Origin of the sequence: Ketobacter alkanivorans, assembly GCF_002863865.1 — a bacterium.
Classification (GTDB): domain Bacteria; phylum Pseudomonadota; class Gammaproteobacteria; order Pseudomonadales; family Ketobacteraceae; genus Ketobacter; species Ketobacter alkanivorans.
Window position 1 is genome coordinate 4,449,347 of the sequence record NZ_CP022684.1, and the last position, 20,076, is coordinate 4,469,422.

Consider the following 20,076-nt stretch of genomic DNA (forward strand, 5'->3'; position numbering starts at 1 on the left):
GTATAGTTCGGGCGACTGGATACGGTGATTTTTACTTAAAGAGTGCTGCCAAGCACACCAGCATGGCCATGCTCAGCAAAATCCACTTCAGGGTGCTCTGTTTGGCTGAAATAGCGAATTTCACACTCAGCTGCACGCCAATGATCGATCCCACCCCCACAATCAGGCCGGGAATCCACAGCACTTGATCCTGATATATGAAGACCGCCAGAGCCACGGCACTGAACACCAGCGTGCACATCATTTTCAAAGCGTTTGCCCGCAGCAGGTCATAGCGTAATACGCCTGCCAGCGCGGTGAGCAGGATAAAACCTACTCCTGCCTGCACAAATCCACCATAAAGGCCCGCAAGAAACAGCCAGGCTGCCGCAGATGGCCGCTGCTGCATACTCATTACGGGCTCGTTTGTGTTGGGGATGGTGCTGGGCCTGAGCACAATAAGCAGGGTCATGGTCATCATGGTGCCGAGCAGTACCGGTTTTAAAACTTCCGCAGGAATGACCGACGCGACGGAGGATCCGATCAGCGAGCCGATTATCGTTGGCAGCAAAATGGGCAAGATGGCGCTGTGATCCAGCATCTCATGACGATTGAAGCCTCGCACGGCGGCTGCCGACTGCATGAGCACACCTACGCGGTTAGTGCCGTTTGCGACATCAGCGGGCATACCCAGCAGGATCAGCGCAGGCAGCGTAAAGATCGAACCGCCACCTGCGACGGTATTGACAAAACCTGCAGCAACGCCGGAAACGATCAGCAGTATCAGGTGAAAAGCATCAATGTCCATGAGGACTCCGACTGATCAAGGGCAGGAGGGCTGCGTGGGGCAGCGGTGCCAATGGTAGGGGATGGTTTCGTGATCTGCAAACCGGCGCAGTAAATACAGCGCGGCAACCTGCGCGAACTTTGGTTATAATGGGCCGCTTTCACCACCCTACCAACAACAATTAGGCTGAGTTTGTGGCAACACCATTGATGCAGGCAGAAGGTCTGTTCTGCGAACGAGATGATCGCATCCTGATCAAGGATTTGACGTTCTCCCTACAGGCGGGAGAGGTGATGCAGATTGAAGGGCCTAATGGTAGTGGCAAAACCACGCTGCTGCGGGTGTTGTGTGGATTGTCTGATGATTTCGAGGGGCAGATTCATTGGCAGGGGCAACTGCGCCGTAATGTGGATTCCGACTTCCGGCGCGATACGCTGTATTTTGGACATCTCACGGGTATTAAATCGTCTCTTACCCCAAGGGAAAACTTGCGTTGGATTCTGCAGTTAAAGGGCATTTCCCCTGCTGAGGCTGGGCTGGAAGCCAAAATCGAAGCCGCTCTCAAGTCAGTGGGGTTGTTGAGCTACGAAGATGTACCGGTTTATAGCCTTTCTGCGGGCCAGAAGCGGCGGGTGGCATTGGCGCGTCTTCATGTGGAGCCTGCGCACCTGTGGGTGCTGGACGAGCCCTTTACCGCCATTGATCGCAAGGGCGTTGCAGAGCTTGAAGGCCTGATTCAGAACCATGCCGCCAGAGGTGGTTCCGTGCTGATCACCACTCACCATGCGCTGGATCTACCGATTCTCCGTAAACTGCATTTAGGTCTGGGGAAGGGAACATGGCAGATCCAGTAGTGTCTCATTCTGTGCCGAATGCAGAACCGCCATCAATGTGGTCCGGTATGATCGCAATTCTGAAACGGGACCTGTTAATTGCGTTTCGTCAACGAACGGATATGGTGAATCCCTTATTCTTCTTCATCATGGTGATTGCCCTGTTTCCTCTGGGGATCGGGCCGGAGCCGGGGACATTGCAAAAAATCGGCCCTGGAGTGATTTGGATTGCGGCCTTGCTGTCCACATTGTTGTCGGTAGACAGCCTGTTTCGGCAGGATTTTGATGATGGGTCGTTGGAGCTGTCTCTGTTAAGCCCTCAGCCGCTGTTTATTATGGCCTTTGGTAAAGTTGTGGCTCACTGGCTGGTGACCGCGCTGCCCCTGATTTGTGTGGCACCGGTACTCAGCGTCATGTTGTTTATGGACGCAGCCACGGTGAAAGTAACGTTGTACAGCCTGTTATTGGGCACTCCCATCCTGAGTATGATCAGTGCAATTGGGGCGGCGTTGACAGTAGGGTTGAGAAAAGGCGGGGTGTTAATCGCGGTGATCGCACTGCCCCTGTATATTCCGGTGCTGATTTTTGGCACCAGTGCGGTAGAGGCCGCGTCGATGACGTTGCCTTATGTCGGGCAGCTGGCCTATCTGGCGGCCTTTCTGGTGTTGGCGCTGACGTTTGCGCCTTTTGCTATTGCAGCGGCCTTACGTATCAGCGTAACCAGCCAATAGAGTGTGAGTGAAATTGAGGTGCTCGTGTTTGAAACCATAAAACGGCTATATCATAAATTCGGATCACCCCGTTATTTTTACGATTTAACCAGCAAGATGCTGCCCTGGTTAGTGGCAGCAACAGTGTTGTTGCTGATTCCCGGTTTGATTTATGGCCTGGGCTTTGCGCCGCCAGAAAAGTATCAAGGCAACAGTTATCGGGTTATCTACATTCATGTGCCTGCGGCCAGTATTGCTATGGCTGGGTATTTTGCCATGGCGGTTGCGGGGGTGATTGTGCTGGTCTGGCGTATGAAAATGGCCGAGATGGTGGCCAAGTCCATCGCGCCTATCGGGGCATCGTTTGCTTTTATCTGCCTGGTTACTGGCTCCATATGGGGTAAGCCTACCTGGGGTACATGGTGGGTGTGGGATGCCAGGCTGACCTCAATGTTGATACTGTTGTTTCTGTATATCGGTGTGATTGCCCTGAACGCCGCCATTGAGAATGCCCAGTCGGCTGCCCGTGCAACTGCGGTGCTGAGCATCGTGGGAGCGGTAAATCTTCCCATCATCAAATATTCGGTGGAGTGGTGGAACACGTTGCATCAACCGGCATCCATCAGAATGACCAGCTCTGCCATCGATATGGAAATGCTGTATACGTTGCTGAGCTGTATCGGCGGATTTTATTGCTTGTTTGCAGTGATGCTCATCCTCTCTACCCGCTGTGAAATCCTCTTGCGCGAACAGCGTAGCAGCTGGGTGAAAAAACTGGTGGGAGTGTAATCATGGCTTTTGAATCATTTGCAGACTTCATCGCAATGGGCAAGCATGGCCCTTATGTGTGGTCGGCCTATGGCATCACATTGGTGGTGGTGCTGGCTAATATCGTGGCCCCACTTATTCGTCGTAAAGGGCTGGTGGACGACATTAAACGTAAAGCAAGGCGGGAGCAGGCAGAATCATGAATCCAAAACGCAAACAAAGATTGATCATTGTGCTGGGGGTGCTGGCAGCGGTGGGGCTGTCAACGGCGTTGATGATGTTCGCGCTTAAAGAAAACATAAATCTGTTTTTTACGCCCACTGAAATCGCAGAGGGCAAGGCACCGCTGGAGCGTCGCATTCGTGTGGGTGGTTTGGTTGTGCCCGGCAGCGTCAAGCGGGGAGAGGATCTGCAGGTAACGTTTGATCTAACCGACAATGCCGAGCAGATCACCGTGCGTTTCTCCGGGATACTGCCCGATCTGTTTCGGGAAGGGCAGGGTATAATCGCAAACGGCAAACTGATTGGTGGCACTTTGGTTGAGGCTGATGAGGTATTGGCCAAGCACGATGAAAACTATGTGCCGCCAGAGGTGCAGGAAGCGTTGGAGAAAGCCGGACACCCCAAGAAAGAGAAATCCTGACGGTAATAAAGTAACAAGCCCGGTGATAACCGGGCTCCCTCTACATGCTATAACTTACAGTGCATCCCGTGGCTTGGCGCACTCCGCGCGGGTGGGGTCGAATTTGCAGCGCACCCGGCGTTGCAGCTTAATCATGTCGCCGTCCCAATAGTCTGCTTTCACCGCTTCGATACGCACATCATCCATTAGCTTTTCATAGTTGGCCTTGTCGGCTTCCGGTATCTCAACCCACCACTTGGTATCAATGGCTTTGGTGGACATTTCAATTTCCTTCATGATGCGATCAAACTGAGAAAAATGAAATTCCCGTGACTTTTGGCCAAAGTCCTCAGGAAAGCGATCATGCCAGGTGATCAACTGGCCTGAAATCTGTGCCAGAGGGTAATGGATAATACCGCCGTTGGGCTCCAGGCCTTTGTAGAGTTCCAGCGGGTTATAGGCAATTGCCGGTGCTGGTAATACATCGACGCCCCCGTTGTTGAACATGCTGCCCGCTGTGGCTTCGGTCACGGTGATAGGGGTGCCGCCGATTAATTCCACCATCTGCTGTTGATAAATGTCGTCACCCAGCACGGCGATCTTGCGGCCTACTGCTTTGTCGAGGCTATTAATACTGCGATCGCGCACAAATACATACACCTCGCCTGCGGGTGCGATACCGGCAATTTCAAACGGTCCCTGGCGCATTTTGTCGGCCATTTGCGGCGATGCCAGAAGCTGATGCATCAGGCGCAGGTGCCGTTCCTCTGGCATGGCCCCCACAGCGTACAGCGAGCCAGTAAATTTGATAAAGTTGCGGATGCGTAACTCCGATAAAAAGGCCGCATCGCACTGCTTGGATCGGAACTGTTCAACGATTACTTTTTCGCTGGAGTTCACAATCAGCTCCAAGTCCACACCCCATTTGGTCGCCTCCAGGTTGAACTCTTCCACTGCCTGAGCGATGGGGCCACCGCGGCCAACGATATCCCAAACGCATATGGTTCGCTTGATGTAATCTGCGGCCTGGGCCGGAATCACCGTGGCGGCAATTAAAACCAGTAGTAGTCTTTTTATATTGGTATACATGAAGTTGTCCCTCTTAAATAAAACAAGCCAAATAAAAAACAAAATAAAAGCTTCTGAGAAGAGCTACTGTATATCACACTTCGAGTTGGGGAGGATTGGCCGGAAGAATGATGATATTCGGTTGTTTTTCTTAGTGAATTGAGTCAAAAAATTAATTCTTTGCATTGCTTGTATGATTGTAGGACGATATGGCAATTGGTCTGCCGTGAATTGATTGTGGTGGAAATACTTGACGGGGTTGTTGTCAATGCGGAAACTCCACGCTGACATGCAGTATTGTGTGTTTAGGAAACATAATTCACAAAATACAAGAAGTAGCCTCACCAACATGAGCTTTAAAGCGCCAGACAGTCTTTCCGAGCAGATTGCTCAACATCTTGGGCAGTTAATTATTACCGGCGAGTTGAAAGCCGGAGACCGCATACAGGAGTTGCGGGTCGCCAGCGAGTTGAACGTGAGCCGTGGCTCCGTGCGGGAGGCCTATCTTATCCTCGCGCGCCGTTACCTGATCGATATTGTGCCGCGCAAGGGTGCAGTGGTGTCTGAAATGACCCCTAAGCACGTCCGTGATGTCTACGAAATGAATATCCTGTTGATTGGTCAGCTGTGTCGTCGGGCTACCGAAGCCTGGAAGGATGACGAGCTGGAACCGTTCCTTGAGCTGCTCCAGTTGATGGAAGGTTACGTAGCCAACGCCCAGGTGATGAATTTCTACGATGCAACCTTCAATTTTGCCCGTATGGCATATCAGTTTGTAGATAACCCTTATCTCGAAGATATGCTTGAAGATCTGCAGCCTGCTGTGCGTCGTACCTACTATTTTGCGATTAACCTGAATCAGGCTGAAATCGACAAGTCCATGGTGTTTTTTCGCGAACTGATGGCCTGCATCGTTGCGCGCGATGTAGATGGAGCAGAGCAGAAGCTGGTGCAGTTTGGTGAGTATCAGCGTGAAACGGTATTAAAGCGTCTTGAATCCAGCGAGGCTGCCTCTATCTGAGGCAGCCAGTTGGCGAATTCCGGCGCTCTTAGTTCAGCTCAGGCTGGATCTTGCGCACCCAAAACACCACCCCGCCACACACCGCTACCGGAATAATGAACAGGTTGATGATGGGCAGGGAGGTGAGTGCCATAACCACCGCACCAAACGCCATCACTGCCGCTCGATGCTTGCGCATGAGAGCCAGTACTTCCTGAAAGCTGCGGCCATTGTTGTCGGCGGGCACGTCCAGATACTGCATCGCCAGAATCCACGATCCAAACAGGAACCACAGTACTGGCACCACAGCGTTAACGCCGGGAATAAAATACAGCACCAGGGACACAACACCCAGGCCCACCGCCCGCACAATCCAGTAGATCAGCTTGCGGAACTCTCTGGCCAGGGTGCGCATCGCAATCTGTCCCAGAGTATGCTGGGGATAGTTTGGTTCATGCAGTTCCAGTTCGGCTTTTTCACCCAGGATGCCAATAAAAGGCCCTACCACCAAATGGGTGAACATGGTGAAAGTCGAACCCATTACAAACAACAGTCCCAGAATGATGACAGCAAAGATCACCCACTTCAAAGCGCCTAATAATTGATCAATGAACGGCTCGAGCCAATCCAGCCAGCTCCATAAGTCTACAGCGGTGGTCCAGCCAGAAATCCATTCATAGGCATAGCTGGTTACCAGGTAGCCACTGATAGTGAACAGCAAAATGTTGGTGATCAGTGGCACTATCATATAGGGCCGCAGACTGCGCCGTTTAGCTAGATTGAAGCCTTCCGAAACACAGTTCACCCCATCCTTTAAATCCTGAATCATGTGTTGTTGCTCCTGCTTGGTCAATGCGCGAAACCCTATCATATTCTGACGCCCGATGCCTGCGTCAGAGATTTAAGCCCCTATAAATATTCGGTATTTTTACTCTGTCCCCAGGGTGGTGCTGGCGCTAAAACCCGTTACAATAGGCCGTTTAAAATTAAGGCCTGTGCTGGTTAAAAGCAAAGCTGATTTGTATAGCAGCTAAACAAATTCCAATAAGGATAAAGACGATTCATGCGCCTGAAATCGATCAAACTTGCCGGATTTAAATCGTTTGTGGATCCCACCATGGTGTCGTTCCCCAACAATCTTAGTGCCGTTGTAGGCCCTAACGGCTGTGGTAAGTCCAACGTGATCGATGCCGTTCGCTGGGTAATGGGCGAAAGTTCTGCCAAACACCTGCGGGGCGAATCCATGACCGACGTTATTTTTAACGGCTCCAATTCGCGTAAACCCACCACCCAGGCCTCGGTGGAACTGGTGTTCGATAACAGCGATGGCACGTTGCTGGGCGAGTACGCCAATTACAGTGAGATCGCCATCAAGCGTCAGGTAACCCGTGATGGTCAGTCCAACTACTACCTAAACGGCACCAAGTGCCGCCGTAAGGACATTACGGACATTTTTCTTGGTACCGGTCTTGGCCCTCGCAGCTACGCCATCATTGAACAAGGCATGATCTCTCGTCTGATTGAGGCTAAGCCGGAAGAGTTGCGGGTATACATCGAAGAGGCCGCTGGCATCTCCAAATACAAAGAGCGCCGCAAGGAAACCGAGCATCGCATGCGCCGCACCCGCGAGAACTTAGAGCGCCTGGAGGATTTGCGGGAAGAGCTTGGCCGCCAGCTGCAGCATCTGGAGCGACAGGCTGCCGCAGCGGAGAAATACAAGCAGTTCAAAGAAGAAGAGCGCTTGGTTCGCGCCCAATTGCAGGCCCTGAAGTGGAAATCACTCAATGACAAAGTGCAGGGCAGCGAATCCAATATCCGTGATCTGGAAGTAAAGCTGGAGGCCTTCATTGCCGATCAGCGTGCTATGGATGCCCAGATCGAGCAGCAGCGCGATCAGCACCATGAGCTGAGCGACAAACTCAACGAGGTGCAGGGGCGCTACTATGGGTTGGGTGCCGACATCGCCCGTATTGAACAAACCATTCAGCATACCAAAGAGCGCGGCAATCAGCTGCGTACAGATTTACAGCAGACCATTGAGGCCTGCAAAGCGGGTGAAGAGCAGATTCGCTCCGATGAAGAACAGTTAGAAGAAGTCACCATCGAGCTGACCGAAATCGAGCCGCAGTACGAGCTGGTGCGTGAGGAAGCCGACGCCGCCAACGAAAACCTGCATGAAGCAGAAGAACGTATGCAGCAATGGCAATTGGAGTGGGATGAATTCAACCACAAAGCCAACGAGCCTCGGCAGCGTGCTCAGGTGGAGCAATCACGCATCCAACATCTGGAACAATCCGTTGAACGTTTGCGGGATCGAATTGAACGCTTAAAAGGCGAACAGGAAACCCTGTCAGCCGGTCCGTTGGAAGAAGAAGTGGCCATGCTGGAAGAGCGCATGGCAGAAGCGGATATGAAAATCGAAGACATGCAGGCAAATCTTCTGGGCGTTCAAGAAGACATGAAAGCCAAGCGTGAGAGTAATAACCAGGTGAGCCACGATCTGGATCAGTATAAAAGCGAAATGCAGACCCTCAAAGGGCGTCATGCATCGTTAGAGGCGCTGCAACAGGCGGCCATGGGCGAATCGGATCTGGTGGAATGGCTGGCTCAGAATAATCTGGATAGCAATCAGCGCCTCGCCCAGAAAATCAGCACCGAAAGTGGTTGGGAAAAAGCCGTAGAAACGGTGCTGGGCGATTATCTGCAAGCAGTGTGCATTAATGGTTTGGATGCGGTCACTGCCGTGGTCAGCAGTTTGGAAAAAGGCGTGGTGTCGTTTCTGGACACCAGTCAACAGCCCGCTGTGCCAGTCAATCAAAGCCTGCAAGCATTGGCCGACAAAATACAAGGGGAGGCCTCCGCCAAAACGCTTACCGCCGGTGTGTATGTGGCCAATGATTTGGCGCAAGCGCTGCAGTTACGCGGACAGCTGGGTGGTGGTGAATCCTTGATTACGCCGGATGGCATCTGGATTGGCCCCAACTGGATGCGCGTTGCCCGTGATACCGATCAGGAGGGCAGCGTTCTCAAACGTCAAAAGGCATTGGAAGAAACCACCGCCCGGCTGCAGGAGCTTGAAGCCAAAGTAGAAGATTTTACTGATCAGCTTACCGAAGGCCGCGAAGTGTTGCGTGAGCTGGAAGAGCGCCGTGAAGAAGCCCAGCGTGAGCTGACAGAATACAACCGTTCCATCTCTGATCTGAAAGCCCAGCTCAGCGCCAAGCAAGTGCGCCTTGAGCAGTTCAGCATGCGTCGTGATCGTATCAGCAAGGAGCTGGATGAGTGCCGCGAGCAGCAAGCCCATGAGCAGGAAAGCCTGGGGGAGGCTCGTTTGGTGTTGCAAGAAGCCATGGACGTGATGACCCAGGATACCGAGCAGCGTGAAGCGTTGTTGAAACAGCGTGATGCAAATAAGGATCGTCTGGATCAAGTCAAGCAGGCGGCGCGTGGTGGTAAGGATCGAGCCCACCAATTGGCATTACAAGTGCAGCAGCTGAAATCCAGGCAGGATTCTTTCAAGCAGGGCCTCGAACGCTTGCGACAGCAATTGGCTACCATGCAGGAGCGTCGCACCGGCATCGAAGAACAACTGGCATTGGGTGACGACCCCTTCGTGGAGTTGCAGGCAGAGTTGGAAGAAAAGCTGGAAGCCCGCCTTACGGTAGAAGAAGAGCTGGCTTGCGCGCGTCGCACTCAGGAAGAATGTGAGCATAATCTGCGCGCCGCTGAGAAAAAACGTGGAGAAGCCGAGCAGTCTGCTCAAAGCGTGCGTTCCGAGCTGGAGCGTCACCGCATGGATTGGCAGGGTATGCGTGTGCAGCGTGAAAATTTACAGGCGCAGTTGGCTGAATCCCAGTTTGATCTGGAAACCATCGTAAATGAATTGCCGCAAGAGGCAAACGAAACCGATTGGACCTCCGAACTGGAGCGGATAGGTGCCCGAATTTCTCGCTTAGGGGCCATCAACCTGGCGGCAATAGATGAATTCAAATCACAGTCTGAGCGCAAAAACTACCTGGACGCTCAACATGACGATTTAATGCAGGCGTTGGACACACTGGAAAACGCCATTCGCAAAATCGACCGTGAAACGCGTACCCGCTTTAAAGAGACCTTCGACAAGGTTACCTCCGGCCTTTCGGAATTGTTCCCGAAAGTATTTGGGGGTGGTCACGCGTATCTTGAACTCACTGGTGATGACTTGCTGGATACCGGTGTGGCCATCATGGCTCGCCCGCCAGGTAAAAAGAACAGCACAATCCATCTGTTAAGCGGTGGTGAAAAAGCGCTGACAGCCATCGCGCTGGTGTTCTCCATTTTCCAGCTCAATCCTGCGCCGTTCTGTATGCTGGATGAGGTGGATGCTCCGTTGGACGATGCCAATGTTGGGCGTTATTCCCGCATGGTGGAAGAAATGTCCTCCAAGGTGCAATTTATTTACATCACCCACAACAAGATTGCCATGGAAATGGCGCATCAGTTGATGGGTGTGACCATGCACGAGCCGGGGGTGTCGCGCCTGGTAACCGTGGATGTGGAAGAGGCCGCTGCGATGGCAGTGGCTTAATTTACGAATTTTTGACGTAATAGCTTTATTTTTAGTGGATTTGCTCTATGTTTCTGATAGATGAGAAAAAACTGCGATCAGGGTTTGATCAAGCAGAAACCGCAGAGAAGACGCGAGGATTCGATTAATGGAATTCGGCCTAAGAGAAGTCTTGATACTGGTAGGTTTGGTAGTCATTGCAGGGATTTTGTTTGACGGCTATCGCCGCATGCGTAAATCCAAACTGGGCGAGCTTGAGTTGCCTTCCGAAATGGGAGGCAGCTGCGAAGATGATTGGGAATCATATAAAGGGGAGCTGCCAAATGGTGGTGCCCGTAAAATTCCGTTGAGTGTACGTCGCTCCATTGGAGCGAGCGAGCCGGTTGCCACGCGCAAGGAACCCGAAATGGGTGATAGCTTCGGCTCGGCTCTGGATGAAAACGATATATCATTCAATGAAGAGGTTGTTGCGGAACAGCGCGCTCCGCGCCAGCCGGTGGAGCCAAAGCCTGCTCGAGTTGAAGCCAAGCAGAAGCCCCGTGAGGCGTCTCCGGAGCAGGAGTACGTGGATGACTTGGTGGGGGCTGAAGGCGATGCCCATACCCAGAACGATCTGTTTGACGACGACGATCTATTGATCGCTACTCGGGCAGAGCAGCAGGCGCAACTAGCGAAGAAAACAGGCGGCAAGCGCCGGGAAGAGAAATCGGCAGAAGTGGAAATTGACCCAGATTTACAGGAAGTGCTGGTGATCAACGTGATGGCGCGCTCCGGGGAGCTGGAAGGTAACGATCTGCTTCGGGTGATGCTGTCCTGCGGATTCCGTTTTGGAGAAATGAACATATTTCACCGTTACGAGCAGCACAGTGGTAAAGGTAGTCTGCTGTTCAGTGCGGCCAATGTGGTGGAGCCCGGTGTGTTTGACGTGGATCGAATGGAGGAGTTCAGCACGCCAGGCATCTGCATGTTCATGAAGCTGCCTGGCCCGAAACGGCCGATCCATTCCTTCGAGATCATGATGGACTCTGCGCGCAAGATTGCAAACCTACTGGATGCTGACGTGAAGGATGAGCATCACAACGTGATGCGACAGCAGACCGCTGAGCATTATCGTCAACGGGTTCTGGATTTTGAGCGCCGCTTTCTTTCCTACAAAGCCAGTCAGAAGCAACACTAACCGGTTGTTGGTACTGTGGCGCAGTGCAGCGCCACAGTAAAGTTACCGTTCGAGAGTCGGGCATCTGACGTGTATAATTCCAACCAGGAAATCGTAACAGGTTGGATTCATGCATGGCCTCAACAGACCATCAAACAGAACAGACAATAAAACAGCAGATCGATCAGCTGCGGGAGCAGCTCAGAGAGCACAACTATCTTTACTATGTGTTGGATGAGCCCTCTATTCCTGATGTGGAATACGATCGTTTATTTCAGCAGTTGAAGCAGCTGGAAACAGCCCATCCTGAATTGATTTCGTCAGATTCACCTACCCAGCGTGTTGGTGCCCAACCTCTTGCTGCTTTTCAGCAAGTGCAGCACCGCATTCCTATGTTGTCGTTAGACAACGTCTTTAACGAAGAAGAATTGATCGCTTTTGATCGCCGAATTCGTGAGCGCCTGAACGTTGAGGGTGAAATCCAGTACGTCTGTGAGCCCAAGCTGGATGGCTTGGCGGTGAGTCTTTTATACGAAAACGGTGTACTGGTGCAGGCGGCTACCCGCGGTGATGGCCAAACAGGTGAAGACATCACCATGAATATTCGTACCATCGAATCTATTCCATTGCGGTTACGTGGCGACGATTACCCGCAGATTTTGGAAGTGCGTGGCGAAGTGTTTATGCCTAAAGCCGGTTTTAACCGGCTCAATGAGAAGGCCATCGAGCGTGGGGAGAAAACGTTCGCCAATCCTCGTAATGCGGCGGCGGGGAGTTTGCGGCAGCTTGATTCCAGCATCACCCGTCAACGCCCATTGGATATGTATTGCTACAGCGTGGGTTATGTGGAGGGCGGAGATTTAGCGGACACCCATCACGGTAATTTGATGCGCTTAAAGGGGTGGGGAATGCGGGTTAATCCAGAGATAGAGGTCGCCACTGGAGCCAATGAACTGCAATCCTACCATGATCGTATTCTTGCCAAACGCAATGCACTCGAATACGAAATTGATGGCATTGTGTATAAGGTCAATGACCTAAAACTACAGCGTGAATTGGGCTTTGTCTCCCGCGCGCCACGCTGGGCAACCGCCCATAAGTTCCCTGCCCAGGAAGAACTCACTACGCTATTGGGCGTAGAGTTTCAGGTAGGTCGCACCGGTGCCATTACGCCGGTGGCACGATTGCAGCCAGTGTTTGTGGGTGGGGTAACCGTCAGCAATGCCACGTTGCACAATATGGATGAAGTGGCGCGGATGGACGTGCGCATAGGCGATACTGTCATCGTGCACCGCGCTGGCGATGTTATTCCAAAAGTAGTAAAGGTGGTGCTTGAGCGCAGGCCAAATGATGCCGAGCCTGTGCTTATGCCCAGCGTTTGTCCGGTTTGCGGTTCTGATATTACCAAAGCAGAGGGCGAGGCGGTGGTCCGTTGTTCGGGTGGCTTGTTCTGTCAGGCGCAGGTAAAAGAAGCCATCAAACACTTTGCCTCCCGTAAAGCCATGGATGTAGATGGGCTGGGGGATAAACTCGTAGAGCAGATGGTGGATCAAGGTTTGATCGCCCATGTGTCGGATCTTTACCGCTTGAAAGCCGAACAGCTCGCTGCCATGGAGCGCATGGGTGATAAGTCTGCCCACAATCTGATTACAGCGCTGGAGAACAGTAAATCCACAACGTTGCCTCGATTCCTGTTTGCGTTGGGTATTCGTGAGGTGGGGGAGGCTACAGCCCTCAACCTGGCGAATTACTTTGGCAATCTGGCCGCACTCAAGCAGGCCGATGCCGATACTTTGCAGCAGGTTCCGGACGTCGGCCCAATAGTGGCTAATCATATAGTAGCGTTCTTTCAGCAGGATCATAATCTGGAAATCATCGACGCATTGCTGGCCGCTGGTGTGCACTGGCAGGAGCAGCAGGCAGTAGATCGGGACTCTTTGCCACTGGCGGGGCAGACCTATGTGCTAACCGGAACCCTTACACAAATGACGAGGGATGAAGCCAAGCAATATTTGCTTGATTTGGGAGCAAAAGTCAGTGGCAGTGTGTCGAAGATGAGCGATGCTGTGGTGGCTGGCGAAAAAGCAGGCTCCAAATTAAGCAAAGCAGAATCCCTTGGTGTTCCTGTTTTGGATGAGACTGCGTTTATTCAGTTATTGCAAGAGCACGGAATTCAGCCAATTCAGTAACGTTTCACCGTAATCATTAGGAGGCAGTGTGTCCGATCAGACTCAATCCCCCATCGTGACATTAAAGGAAAACCGGTTTCCGTTGTTCAGCTTGGTGCTGGTGATATTGGCGTTCTGTCTGACCGCCTACGTCGTTTTCCTGAACTATGAGATGACCAAGGTGACGGGTGCTCAGCTGCTGCGTGCGCAGCAGATGCAGGAGCGTGCACAATCAAAATTCCTGGATCAGTATTCAACGTTTTTGTTCCAGCAGGCCCAATCAGCTCGCTTTGAGCGCACATTCGAAGTGCGGCAAAAACATTACTCCGATTTTATGGGGGCATTGTCGGATGCCTGGGGTAGTGTGGGGCGCAAGGACGGCAAAGGTCTTGAAAATGCGCTGCATCAGCTGGCTAAGTCATATTATGCGTTGGAGCCCTTTCTGGATGCCGGTAGCCGCCATTATATGCAAAAACGCATCGCCATCTTTCACAATCTCGCCAAGCAGTTGATGGGGTATGAGAAGGAAAGGCGCGGTATCATCATGGAAGATAAAACCACCATGGATCGCATGATTCAGGATTTTCAGGAATTCCTGTATCCGCTGTTGTTCGAGCCTTTGGACAAAAAGGAGGAAGGCCGTGAAGGTGATGAAGCTGGTAGGTGATCCGGTTAAGTTAAAAGACCTTGGCACCCGCCCCAAACGCAAGATCGACAAGCCTCGCGAAAAGATTGATGAATTGCAGCTTGAGCTGCTTCGAACTCAGCAGGCGTTATTCCGTGAGAAAAAGCGGGTTATTATTCTGATCGAAGGTACTGATACCGCCGGGAAGGGGGGTGTTATTCGCCGTTTGACTCGTCACCTTGACCCTCGGGGCGTGCGGGTTTGGCCGATTGGTGCCCCCGCGAAGTGGGAGCAGTCCCGTCATTACTTATATCGCTTTTGGCAGAAGTTGCCCGAACCAGGTGAAATCACCATTTTTGATCGTTCTTGGTATGGCCGAGTGTTGGTGGAGCGAGTGGAAGGTTTTGCCAGTGAAGCTGAATGGTCACGCGCCTACGGTGAACTGAAGGATTTTGAGCGACAGCTTACAGATGATGGTGTGGTGTTGATTAAGTTGTTCCTTAATCTGTCAAAGGAGGAGCAGTATGATCGTTTTATGGATCGTTTGCGCGAACCCACCAAGCGTTGGAAGATTACCCCTGCCGATTTGAAAAGCCGCCATTTCTGGAATGATTATCAGACAGCCTATGAAGATATGCTGAATAAAACGGCTACTAAAACGGCCCCCTGGTATTTGATTCCTGCCGATGACAAGCAATTCTCGCGTGTTAAATGTCTGTCTGTGATTGCGGATCAGTTGCAGCAGTTAGTGGATTCTTCTCGTGTAACCTTGCTGGATCCTTCTGTGATTGCTGCAGTCGTAGAAGAATTCGGTGAGGATGTTTTGCGAGTGCAGATGGCGGAAGGTATACATGGAAAACATGATTGAGGTTCCCTGGGATCAGTTGGCCGCAGATACATTGCAGGCACTGGTTGAAGAGTTTGTAAGTCGAGACGGCACAGATTATGGTGAGCGCGAGATCGCGTTGGCGCAGAAGGCAGAGCAGGTTATTCATGGCATAAAGCGAAAACAGTATGTCATCGTATATGATCAGGAGGCCGATAGCGTTCAAATCGTAACGGCGCAAGATTGGAAAGCGTCTGGTTACTAAGAGTGTTGTGAGTCAAGCCTTGACGTTGTCTTGTAACAGGGCAATCCAGGATTGACGCTGGATGTAATGGCTGAAATCCTTGGCGCTTAATGCGGGGCTGAAATAGTGGCCCTGTACCACATCACAACGATGATCTAGCAGAAACTGTAGTTCTTCTCGGGTTTCAACGCCTTCAGCGACCACTTCCAAATTCAAATTTTTGCACAGTTGAATAATGGTGTGAATGATGGCGGCGGACTGTCCGTGTTTCACGCATTGCGATACAAAACTGCGATCGATCTTGAGAGTGCTGAAGGGAAACCGGGTCAGATAGATCAGCGAGGAGTAGCCGGTGCCGAAATCATCCAGCGCCACTTTGACGCCTAGATTGCGGATGCCCTCCAGTGTGCGGATTACCCGGTTGGTATCTTCCAGCAGCACGGTTTCGGTGATCTCCACTTCAAGTTGTGACGGTGCAATGCGATAGGTAAGCAGTGCATTGCGAATCATCTGAACCAACGAGCCTGCCCGAATCTGGATAGGGGAGAGGTTAATCGCTATCCGTATCGCCGAGAGCCCTTCATCATTCCAGCGCTTGGCCTGCATGCAGGCTTGGTTAATCAACCAGTCTCCCAGTTCATTGATCAGGCCGATTTCCTCAGCCATGGGCACGAATTGTGAGGGGCTAACGAGCCCTCGCACGGGATGATTCCAACGCACCAGCGCTTCGACTGAATGAACTGTGCCGCTTTTTAAATGCAGTTTGGGTTGATAGTGTAGCTCTAGCTCATTGTGGCGAATGGCGTGACGCAGGTCATTCTCAACCGAAAGCCGCTCTTTGGATTTGAAGTCAATGTCACTGGAATAGAAGTGGAAGTTGTTTCGCCCCTGGGACTTGGCAAAGTGCATGGCCGCATCGGCGTTGCGCAGCAACATTTCAGCGCCCAGCCCGTTCACCGGATACAGCGCGATGCCCGCACTTGCAGTCAGTACAATATTGTTGCCCTGTAGTGTGAATGGTGTAACCAGCTGCTTTAATAAGCGCTGCACAAACAGTATGACATCATCCAGTTTGCCGAACTGATTCAGCAGAATTGCGAACTGGTCGCCTTCCAGGCGGGCAATTTTGTCTGACATGGGCTCCTGAGGCGCTTGTGGATCAATGGCCTGCATATTCAACGTGGTGCATTGGGTGTTGTCGAAGGTTCGTAGCAGCCGGTTGGACACTTTTTTCAATAGCTCATCACCGGCTTCATGGCCCAGCGAGTTATTGATACGGGTAAACAGGTCAAGATCCAGCACGGCAACTGCTAACAGGTGGCCCTGTTTGCGTGCCAGCCTGATGGCGTGTTCCAGATGAGTTTTGAAAAATGTTCGATTCGGTAGCTGGGTGAGGGCATCGTAGTAGGCCAGTTGTAGAATCTGATCTTTGTGGGCCACTTCATCGGTAATATCGTGAATGGTGCCGTAAACCGAGTAATCTTTGTCGTTGTGCAGAATGAAACGGGCTTCGTGACGCAGGGTGCGGCCAATACCCGCTTCACTTGGAACCCTGTGATGCAGAGTCAGCGTGCCTTGGTGCTTACTGTCGTGCTGCTGGAAATACTCCATGATTTTCAGGCGTTCGGATTCCGGCAGGCGGTGCAGAACGTCTTTAACCCTGGTTGAGCGCTGCTCTTCAAAACCAAGAATACGATTGAACTCTTTGGAAACGTACAGGCGGCTGCTTCTGCTATCCCACTCCCAGCTGCCCATTTTGGCAATCCGTTCTGCGTGCTCAAGTATCCGTTCCCGGCGTGTAAGTGAGATAAGATTTTGACGGGCGCGTATTTGATAACGGCTGCGTTGAATCAGGATCAAGTAGTCTATGGGGTGGTGCACAAAGTCCGAGGCGCCTGCATCAAATGCCGCGGCCGCGAGCTTTGTATCGTTGTGGCGGGAAAGCACGATGACGGGGGTGTTGGCTTGATCGGCGCTACTGGCGAGTTCGGTGCACAGCTTCAAGCCACCTGCGGTATCAGGCAGATCCAGATCCATCAGCACCAGATCCGGGTTGATCTGATTGAAATACAGCTTAGCCAGCTTGCTGTTTTTGGCTTCAACCGTACCGAGGCCAGCGTTATCCAGGCTGTCGCTGATGGCGATCCGACTGTGGTCGTTGCCATCGACTATCAGAACGGTGAATGTCTGCTGATCAATTTTGTTCAAGCGCGACTCTGTTTGTCATTGTTATGATTAGAACGCGATCTTCGACTCGAATGCCTGCGCAGTGTAGTCTCACCCCATCTTGCCAAGCTATTTTTCTACCGGCAACTGGTTTTTGTCCCATTCCATCATATCGCCCTGCAAGTGGTAGAGCTGGCTGAACCCAAGCTCGCTCAGGGTGGTTTCGGCCATGTCTGCCCGGCGGCCGCTGCGACAGTAGAGCAATACGGGTTTGTCTTTCAGGTGCTTTATCTGTTCCAGTTGATTGCTGATGTTGTCATGGGGAATGTTAATCGCCCCTGGCACATGCCCCTTGCTGTATTCTCCGGCGGATCGCACATCAATGGTGGTTATAGTGCCTGCGGTCATTCGTTCTTGCGCTTGCTTTTGTGTCAGTTCGCCTTGATATTCGGCGCCAGCAACGCTGGCAAGCAGGAAAAACAGGCCAGCGGTGATGATTTTGCTCAACATGGTATTCATATTCCCTCCAGGTACATTAACGGCTTCTTCTAATTATATTGCGAATCAGGAATCGTGCAGGGTGTATGGCAAACAATACATCCTTGTCCGCTATTTGGGGCTCCCCCGACAGGTAACTGGCGATGATCTCTGCCCCAAAGCAGGTTGAGGTTATGCCGCGAGAGCCGTGGCCGCTGCTTACAAACAGCCCCGGGAGTGTTTGTCCAACAGGAAAGGTGCGCTTGAGAAAGCCTTTGCTGAGATCCTTATACTGATCCTGGAAGTATTCTTGATTGGGCAGTGGGCCCACCACGGGCAGGTAGTCTGGGGTTTGGCAGCGAAAACCTACACGTCCCTGCAGCGGGTGGGCGTCGGGTAAACACAGCTGATCGGCCAAATTGGGCAGAGTGCTGATAAGTTGATCACAGTTCCATTGGTGATCTTCTTGCCGCTGCTCTGGCGTGCCCAGTTTGGGGGTGAATGTTGCCCCTAGGCAATGAAAACCCTCTCTGGCCGGGTTGATGTAGCCATTGTAGTTGATGGCATGCCGCAGATTGCTGGACTCTTCAGTCTGGGGGACAAAGCTGATTTGGCCTCTTACCGGCTTCAGAGGAAGGTGGCCGGTTTGGCTGTAGTGGCTGCAATCGAATGCGCTTGCCAGAACAACTGCGTCGAAAGGTCCGTGATCATCCAGAAACCAGCGTCGATCTTCGAGGTGTAGCTGATTAATGGCGTGCCCGGTGTGTAACGATATATCAGGCTGCTGCAGTAAGGTGTGACACAGTGCTGCAGGATTCAGCCAACCCCCGCCATGCAGCATTACACCGCCCAGATCCGTGACCAACCCGGTGATCTGGTGAATTTGCTCGGGCGTCAGGGGTTGCATCAATTCCGTCGGCCAATATTGAGCATCCAGCAGCGCAGCCTGATCGGCCGCTTCTTTTTCGTTGTAGGCCAACCGCAGTACCCCGTTGAAGCGCCAGTCCTTGCCTTCCTTTATGTTCAGGCGTCGCAGGGTGTTACTTAGATAGCGGCAGGCGTAGAGATAAGCTGACTGATAATAGCGGTTCTGCGGTGTGTCGTGCAGGCTCAATTTGGTGAACGTGATGCCGCTGGGGTTGCCCGAACCGTGGCTGGCGATTTGGGCTTCCTTTTCGAATACGCTGACCTGCCAGCCACGACGGGCCAAGCTGTTGGCCGCAGTGGCTCCAGCCAGGCCTGCGCCAATAATGGCCACTTTGCTCGGTATTTTGCATTGCTCCCGATAGGCGTAATGAAACCAGGGTTTTTCTGCATGTGAAAGGTTTTGCGCGGCGGGCTCAGGCGTAGCGATGGTGCCTCGCAGCATGTCTCGCTTGCTGCCAAAACCTGGCACCTTTTCCATTTTAAAACCGACTGACTGCAACCCCCGTTTTACTACGCCTGCCGCCGTAAAGGTGGCTGCCGTTGCGTGTTCATGGCTGAGTCTGCCTATGTGTTTGAACAGCTCCGGCTGCCACATGTCGGGATTCTTGGCCGGTGCAAAGCCATCCAAAAACCAGGCATCCACCAGACCTTCGAGTTGCTGAAAGCTGTTTATGGCCTCCCCATAAATCAGGGTGAGCGTGATATTGCATTCAGGGAAGTACAGGCGATGGCTGCCAGCCACGGGGGCAGGGTATTGTTGTAGCAGGCAGGTGCTAAGCCAGTTGTATTGTGGATGCAGCTGGCAGGCGTGCTGCAAGTCGCTCTTGGACAACGGATACTTTTCCACACTGACGAAGTGCAGGTGAGCATTAGGCGACAGCGCTCCGCTGAGTTTGGTTGTGCGCCACAGATCCGCAGCGCACATGAAATTCAGGCCGGTACCAAAGCCGGTTTCGGCAATGGTAAAGCTGGTGAGCTGTTGGCTGTGCCAGCGTTGCGCCAAATGATTGTTGTCTAAAAACACATAGCGTGATTCAGCCGCCCCGCTATCGCGGGAAAAGTACACATCACCGAACTGTTCAGATACCGGCGTACTGTTCTGCCATTCAATTTTTGCGGGTTGAATGATTTGCGAGTAAGTGGAGGGTTGCTTCATCAAGACAATTCGAAACCT

18 protein-coding genes are annotated in these 20,076 nt (G+C 52.2%); 12 read left to right on the plus strand and 6 right to left on the minus strand.

What is annotated here, in order from left to right:
- Positions 1–31: 31 nt before the first annotated feature.
- Positions 32–787, minus strand: coding sequence for a sulfite exporter TauE/SafE family protein (locus tag Kalk_RS19060; protein WP_101895767.1), 756 nt, complete (start codon positions 785–787; stop codon positions 32–34).
- Positions 788–960: 173 nt separating this feature from the next.
- On the opposite strand from Kalk_RS19060, the gene ccmA reads away from it, so the two are divergent.
- Genes ccmA through ccmE form a run of 5 tightly spaced genes read left to right on the plus strand, consistent with a single transcriptional unit; the run spans position 961 to position 3,720 of the window.
- The gene (ccmA, locus tag Kalk_RS19065; RefSeq protein ID WP_233716720.1) at positions 961–1,620 is read left to right on the plus strand and encodes a cytochrome c biogenesis heme-transporting ATPase CcmA; all 660 of its coding nucleotides are present in this window, start codon (positions 961–963) and stop codon (positions 1,618–1,620) included.
- Positions 1,605–2,330 (plus strand): heme exporter protein CcmB, encoded by a 726-nt coding sequence (ccmB, locus tag Kalk_RS19070; protein WP_233716722.1) that lies wholly within the window; start codon positions 1,605–1,607, stop codon positions 2,328–2,330. The genes ccmA and ccmB overlap by 16 nt, the downstream gene beginning before the upstream one ends.
- Positions 2,331–2,333: 3 nt before the next feature.
- Entirely contained in the window at positions 2,334–3,098 is a 765-nt protein-coding gene (locus Kalk_RS19075) for a heme ABC transporter permease (protein ID WP_233716724.1), read from the plus strand.
- A gap of 2 nt (positions 3,099–3,100) precedes the next feature.
- Positions 3,101–3,280: a heme exporter protein CcmD gene (gene ccmD / locus Kalk_RS19080; RefSeq protein ID WP_101895769.1), complete on the plus strand. Its 180-nt coding sequence runs from the start codon at positions 3,101–3,103 to the stop codon at positions 3,278–3,280.
- Positions 3,277–3,720, plus strand: a complete 444-nt coding sequence (gene ccmE, locus Kalk_RS19085) for a cytochrome c maturation protein CcmE (protein WP_101895770.1) — start codon at positions 3,277–3,279, stop codon at positions 3,718–3,720. The genes ccmD and ccmE overlap by 4 nt, the downstream gene beginning before the upstream one ends.
- Before the next feature lie 54 nt (positions 3,721–3,774).
- Here the strand turns inward: ccmE and Kalk_RS19090 are convergent, their stop codons facing one another.
- Complete coding sequence (locus Kalk_RS19090; protein ID WP_101895771.1) at positions 3,775–4,788, minus strand: putative solute-binding protein; 1,014 nt, start codon at positions 4,786–4,788, stop codon at positions 3,775–3,777.
- Between the two features lie 328 nt (positions 4,789–5,116).
- Here Kalk_RS19090 and Kalk_RS19095 point away from each other — a divergent pair, with 328 nt between their 5' ends.
- On the plus strand, positions 5,117–5,788 hold the full coding sequence (locus tag Kalk_RS19095) for a GntR family transcriptional regulator (RefSeq protein WP_101895772.1): 672 nt from the start codon (positions 5,117–5,119) through the stop codon (positions 5,786–5,788).
- Between the two features lie 28 nt (positions 5,789–5,816).
- Here Kalk_RS19095 and cysZ read toward each other — a convergent pair whose 3' ends face one another.
- A complete protein-coding gene (cysZ, locus tag Kalk_RS19100) occupies positions 5,817–6,638 on the minus strand; it encodes a sulfate transporter CysZ (RefSeq protein WP_101895773.1) in 822 nt (273 codons plus the stop codon).
- Positions 6,639–6,830: 192 nt separating this feature from the next.
- Between cysZ and smc the strand changes: the two genes are divergently transcribed.
- From smc to Kalk_RS19130, 6 genes are all read left to right on the plus strand, one after another.
- Positions 6,831–10,334: a chromosome segregation protein SMC gene (gene smc, locus Kalk_RS19105; protein ID WP_101895774.1), complete on the plus strand. Its 3,504-nt coding sequence runs from the start codon at positions 6,831–6,833 to the stop codon at positions 10,332–10,334.
- 127 nt (positions 10,335–10,461) lie between these two features.
- On the plus strand, positions 10,462–11,490 hold the full coding sequence (gene zipA / locus Kalk_RS19110; RefSeq protein WP_101895775.1) for a cell division protein ZipA: 1,029 nt from the start codon (positions 10,462–10,464) through the stop codon (positions 11,488–11,490).
- Positions 11,491–11,603: 113 nt separating this feature from the next.
- Positions 11,604–13,658, plus strand: coding sequence for an NAD-dependent DNA ligase LigA (gene ligA / locus Kalk_RS19115; RefSeq protein ID WP_101895776.1), 2,055 nt, complete (start codon positions 11,604–11,606; stop codon positions 13,656–13,658).
- A gap of 28 nt (positions 13,659–13,686) precedes the next feature.
- Complete coding sequence (locus Kalk_RS19120) at positions 13,687–14,304, plus strand: hypothetical protein (protein WP_101895777.1); 618 nt, start codon at positions 13,687–13,689, stop codon at positions 14,302–14,304.
- Complete coding sequence (locus tag Kalk_RS19125) at positions 14,288–15,130, plus strand: polyphosphate kinase 2 family protein (RefSeq protein WP_101895778.1); 843 nt, start codon at positions 14,288–14,290, stop codon at positions 15,128–15,130. The genes Kalk_RS19120 and Kalk_RS19125 overlap by 17 nt, the downstream gene beginning before the upstream one ends.
- Positions 15,114–15,353, plus strand: coding sequence for a YheU family protein (locus Kalk_RS19130; RefSeq protein ID WP_158643592.1), 240 nt, complete (start codon positions 15,114–15,116; stop codon positions 15,351–15,353). Before Kalk_RS19125 ends, Kalk_RS19130 begins: the two co-directional genes overlap by 17 nt.
- Positions 15,354–15,365: 12 nt before the next feature.
- On the opposite strand, the gene Kalk_RS19135 is transcribed toward Kalk_RS19130, so the two are convergent.
- The 3 genes from Kalk_RS19135 to mnmC form a co-directional block, all read right to left on the minus strand.
- On the minus strand, positions 15,366–17,540 hold the full coding sequence (locus Kalk_RS19135; RefSeq protein WP_101895780.1) for a two-component system response regulator: 2,175 nt from the start codon (positions 17,538–17,540) through the stop codon (positions 15,366–15,368).
- Between the two features lie 87 nt (positions 17,541–17,627).
- Positions 17,628–18,017: a rhodanese-like domain-containing protein gene (locus tag Kalk_RS19140; RefSeq protein WP_101895781.1), complete on the minus strand. Its 390-nt coding sequence runs from the start codon at positions 18,015–18,017 to the stop codon at positions 17,628–17,630.
- Between the two features lie 16 nt (positions 18,018–18,033).
- On the minus strand, positions 18,034–20,058 hold the full coding sequence (gene mnmC / locus Kalk_RS19145; RefSeq protein ID WP_101895782.1) for a bifunctional tRNA (5-methylaminomethyl-2-thiouridine)(34)-methyltransferase MnmD/FAD-dependent 5-carboxymethylaminomethyl-2-thiouridine(34) oxidoreductase MnmC: 2,025 nt from the start codon (positions 20,056–20,058) through the stop codon (positions 18,034–18,036).
- Between the last annotated feature and the right edge of the window lie 18 nt (positions 20,059–20,076).

Bases quoted from the DNA above. Each gene is read 5' to 3' on its own strand.
- Kalk_RS19060 (WP_101895767.1), bottom strand. From the start codon at position 787: ATGGACATTGATGCTTTTCACCTGATACTGCTGATCGTTTCCGGCGTT.
- Kalk_RS19090 (WP_101895771.1), bottom strand. From the start codon at position 4,788: ATGTATACCAATATAAAAAGACTACTACTGGTTTTAATTGCCGCCACG.
- Kalk_RS19130 (WP_158643592.1), top strand. From the start codon at position 15,114: ATGGAAAACATGATTGAGGTTCCCTGGGATCAGTTGGCCGCAGATACA.
- smc (WP_101895774.1), top strand. From the start codon at position 6,831: ATGCGCCTGAAATCGATCAAACTTGCCGGATTTAAATCGTTTGTGGAT.
- ligA (WP_101895776.1), top strand. From the start codon at position 11,604: ATGGCCTCAACAGACCATCAAACAGAACAGACAATAAAACAGCAGATC.
- zipA (WP_101895775.1), top strand. From the start codon at position 10,462: ATGGAATTCGGCCTAAGAGAAGTCTTGATACTGGTAGGTTTGGTAGTC.
- Kalk_RS19140 (WP_101895781.1), bottom strand. From the start codon at position 18,017: ATGAATACCATGTTGAGCAAAATCATCACCGCTGGCCTGTTTTTCCTG.
- cysZ (WP_101895773.1), bottom strand. From the start codon at position 6,638: ATGATAGGGTTTCGCGCATTGACCAAGCAGGAGCAACAACACATGATT.
- Kalk_RS19125 (WP_101895778.1), top strand. From the start codon at position 14,288: ATGAAGCTGGTAGGTGATCCGGTTAAGTTAAAAGACCTTGGCACCCGC.
- Kalk_RS19095 (WP_101895772.1), top strand. From the start codon at position 5,117: ATGAGCTTTAAAGCGCCAGACAGTCTTTCCGAGCAGATTGCTCAACAT.
- mnmC (WP_101895782.1), bottom strand. From the start codon at position 20,058: ATGAAGCAACCCTCCACTTACTCGCAAATCATTCAACCCGCAAAAATT.
- ccmE (WP_101895770.1), top strand. From the start codon at position 3,277: ATGAATCCAAAACGCAAACAAAGATTGATCATTGTGCTGGGGGTGCTG.
- ccmD (WP_101895769.1), top strand. From the start codon at position 3,101: ATGGCTTTTGAATCATTTGCAGACTTCATCGCAATGGGCAAGCATGGC.
- ccmB (WP_233716722.1), top strand. From the start codon at position 1,605: ATGGCAGATCCAGTAGTGTCTCATTCTGTGCCGAATGCAGAACCGCCA.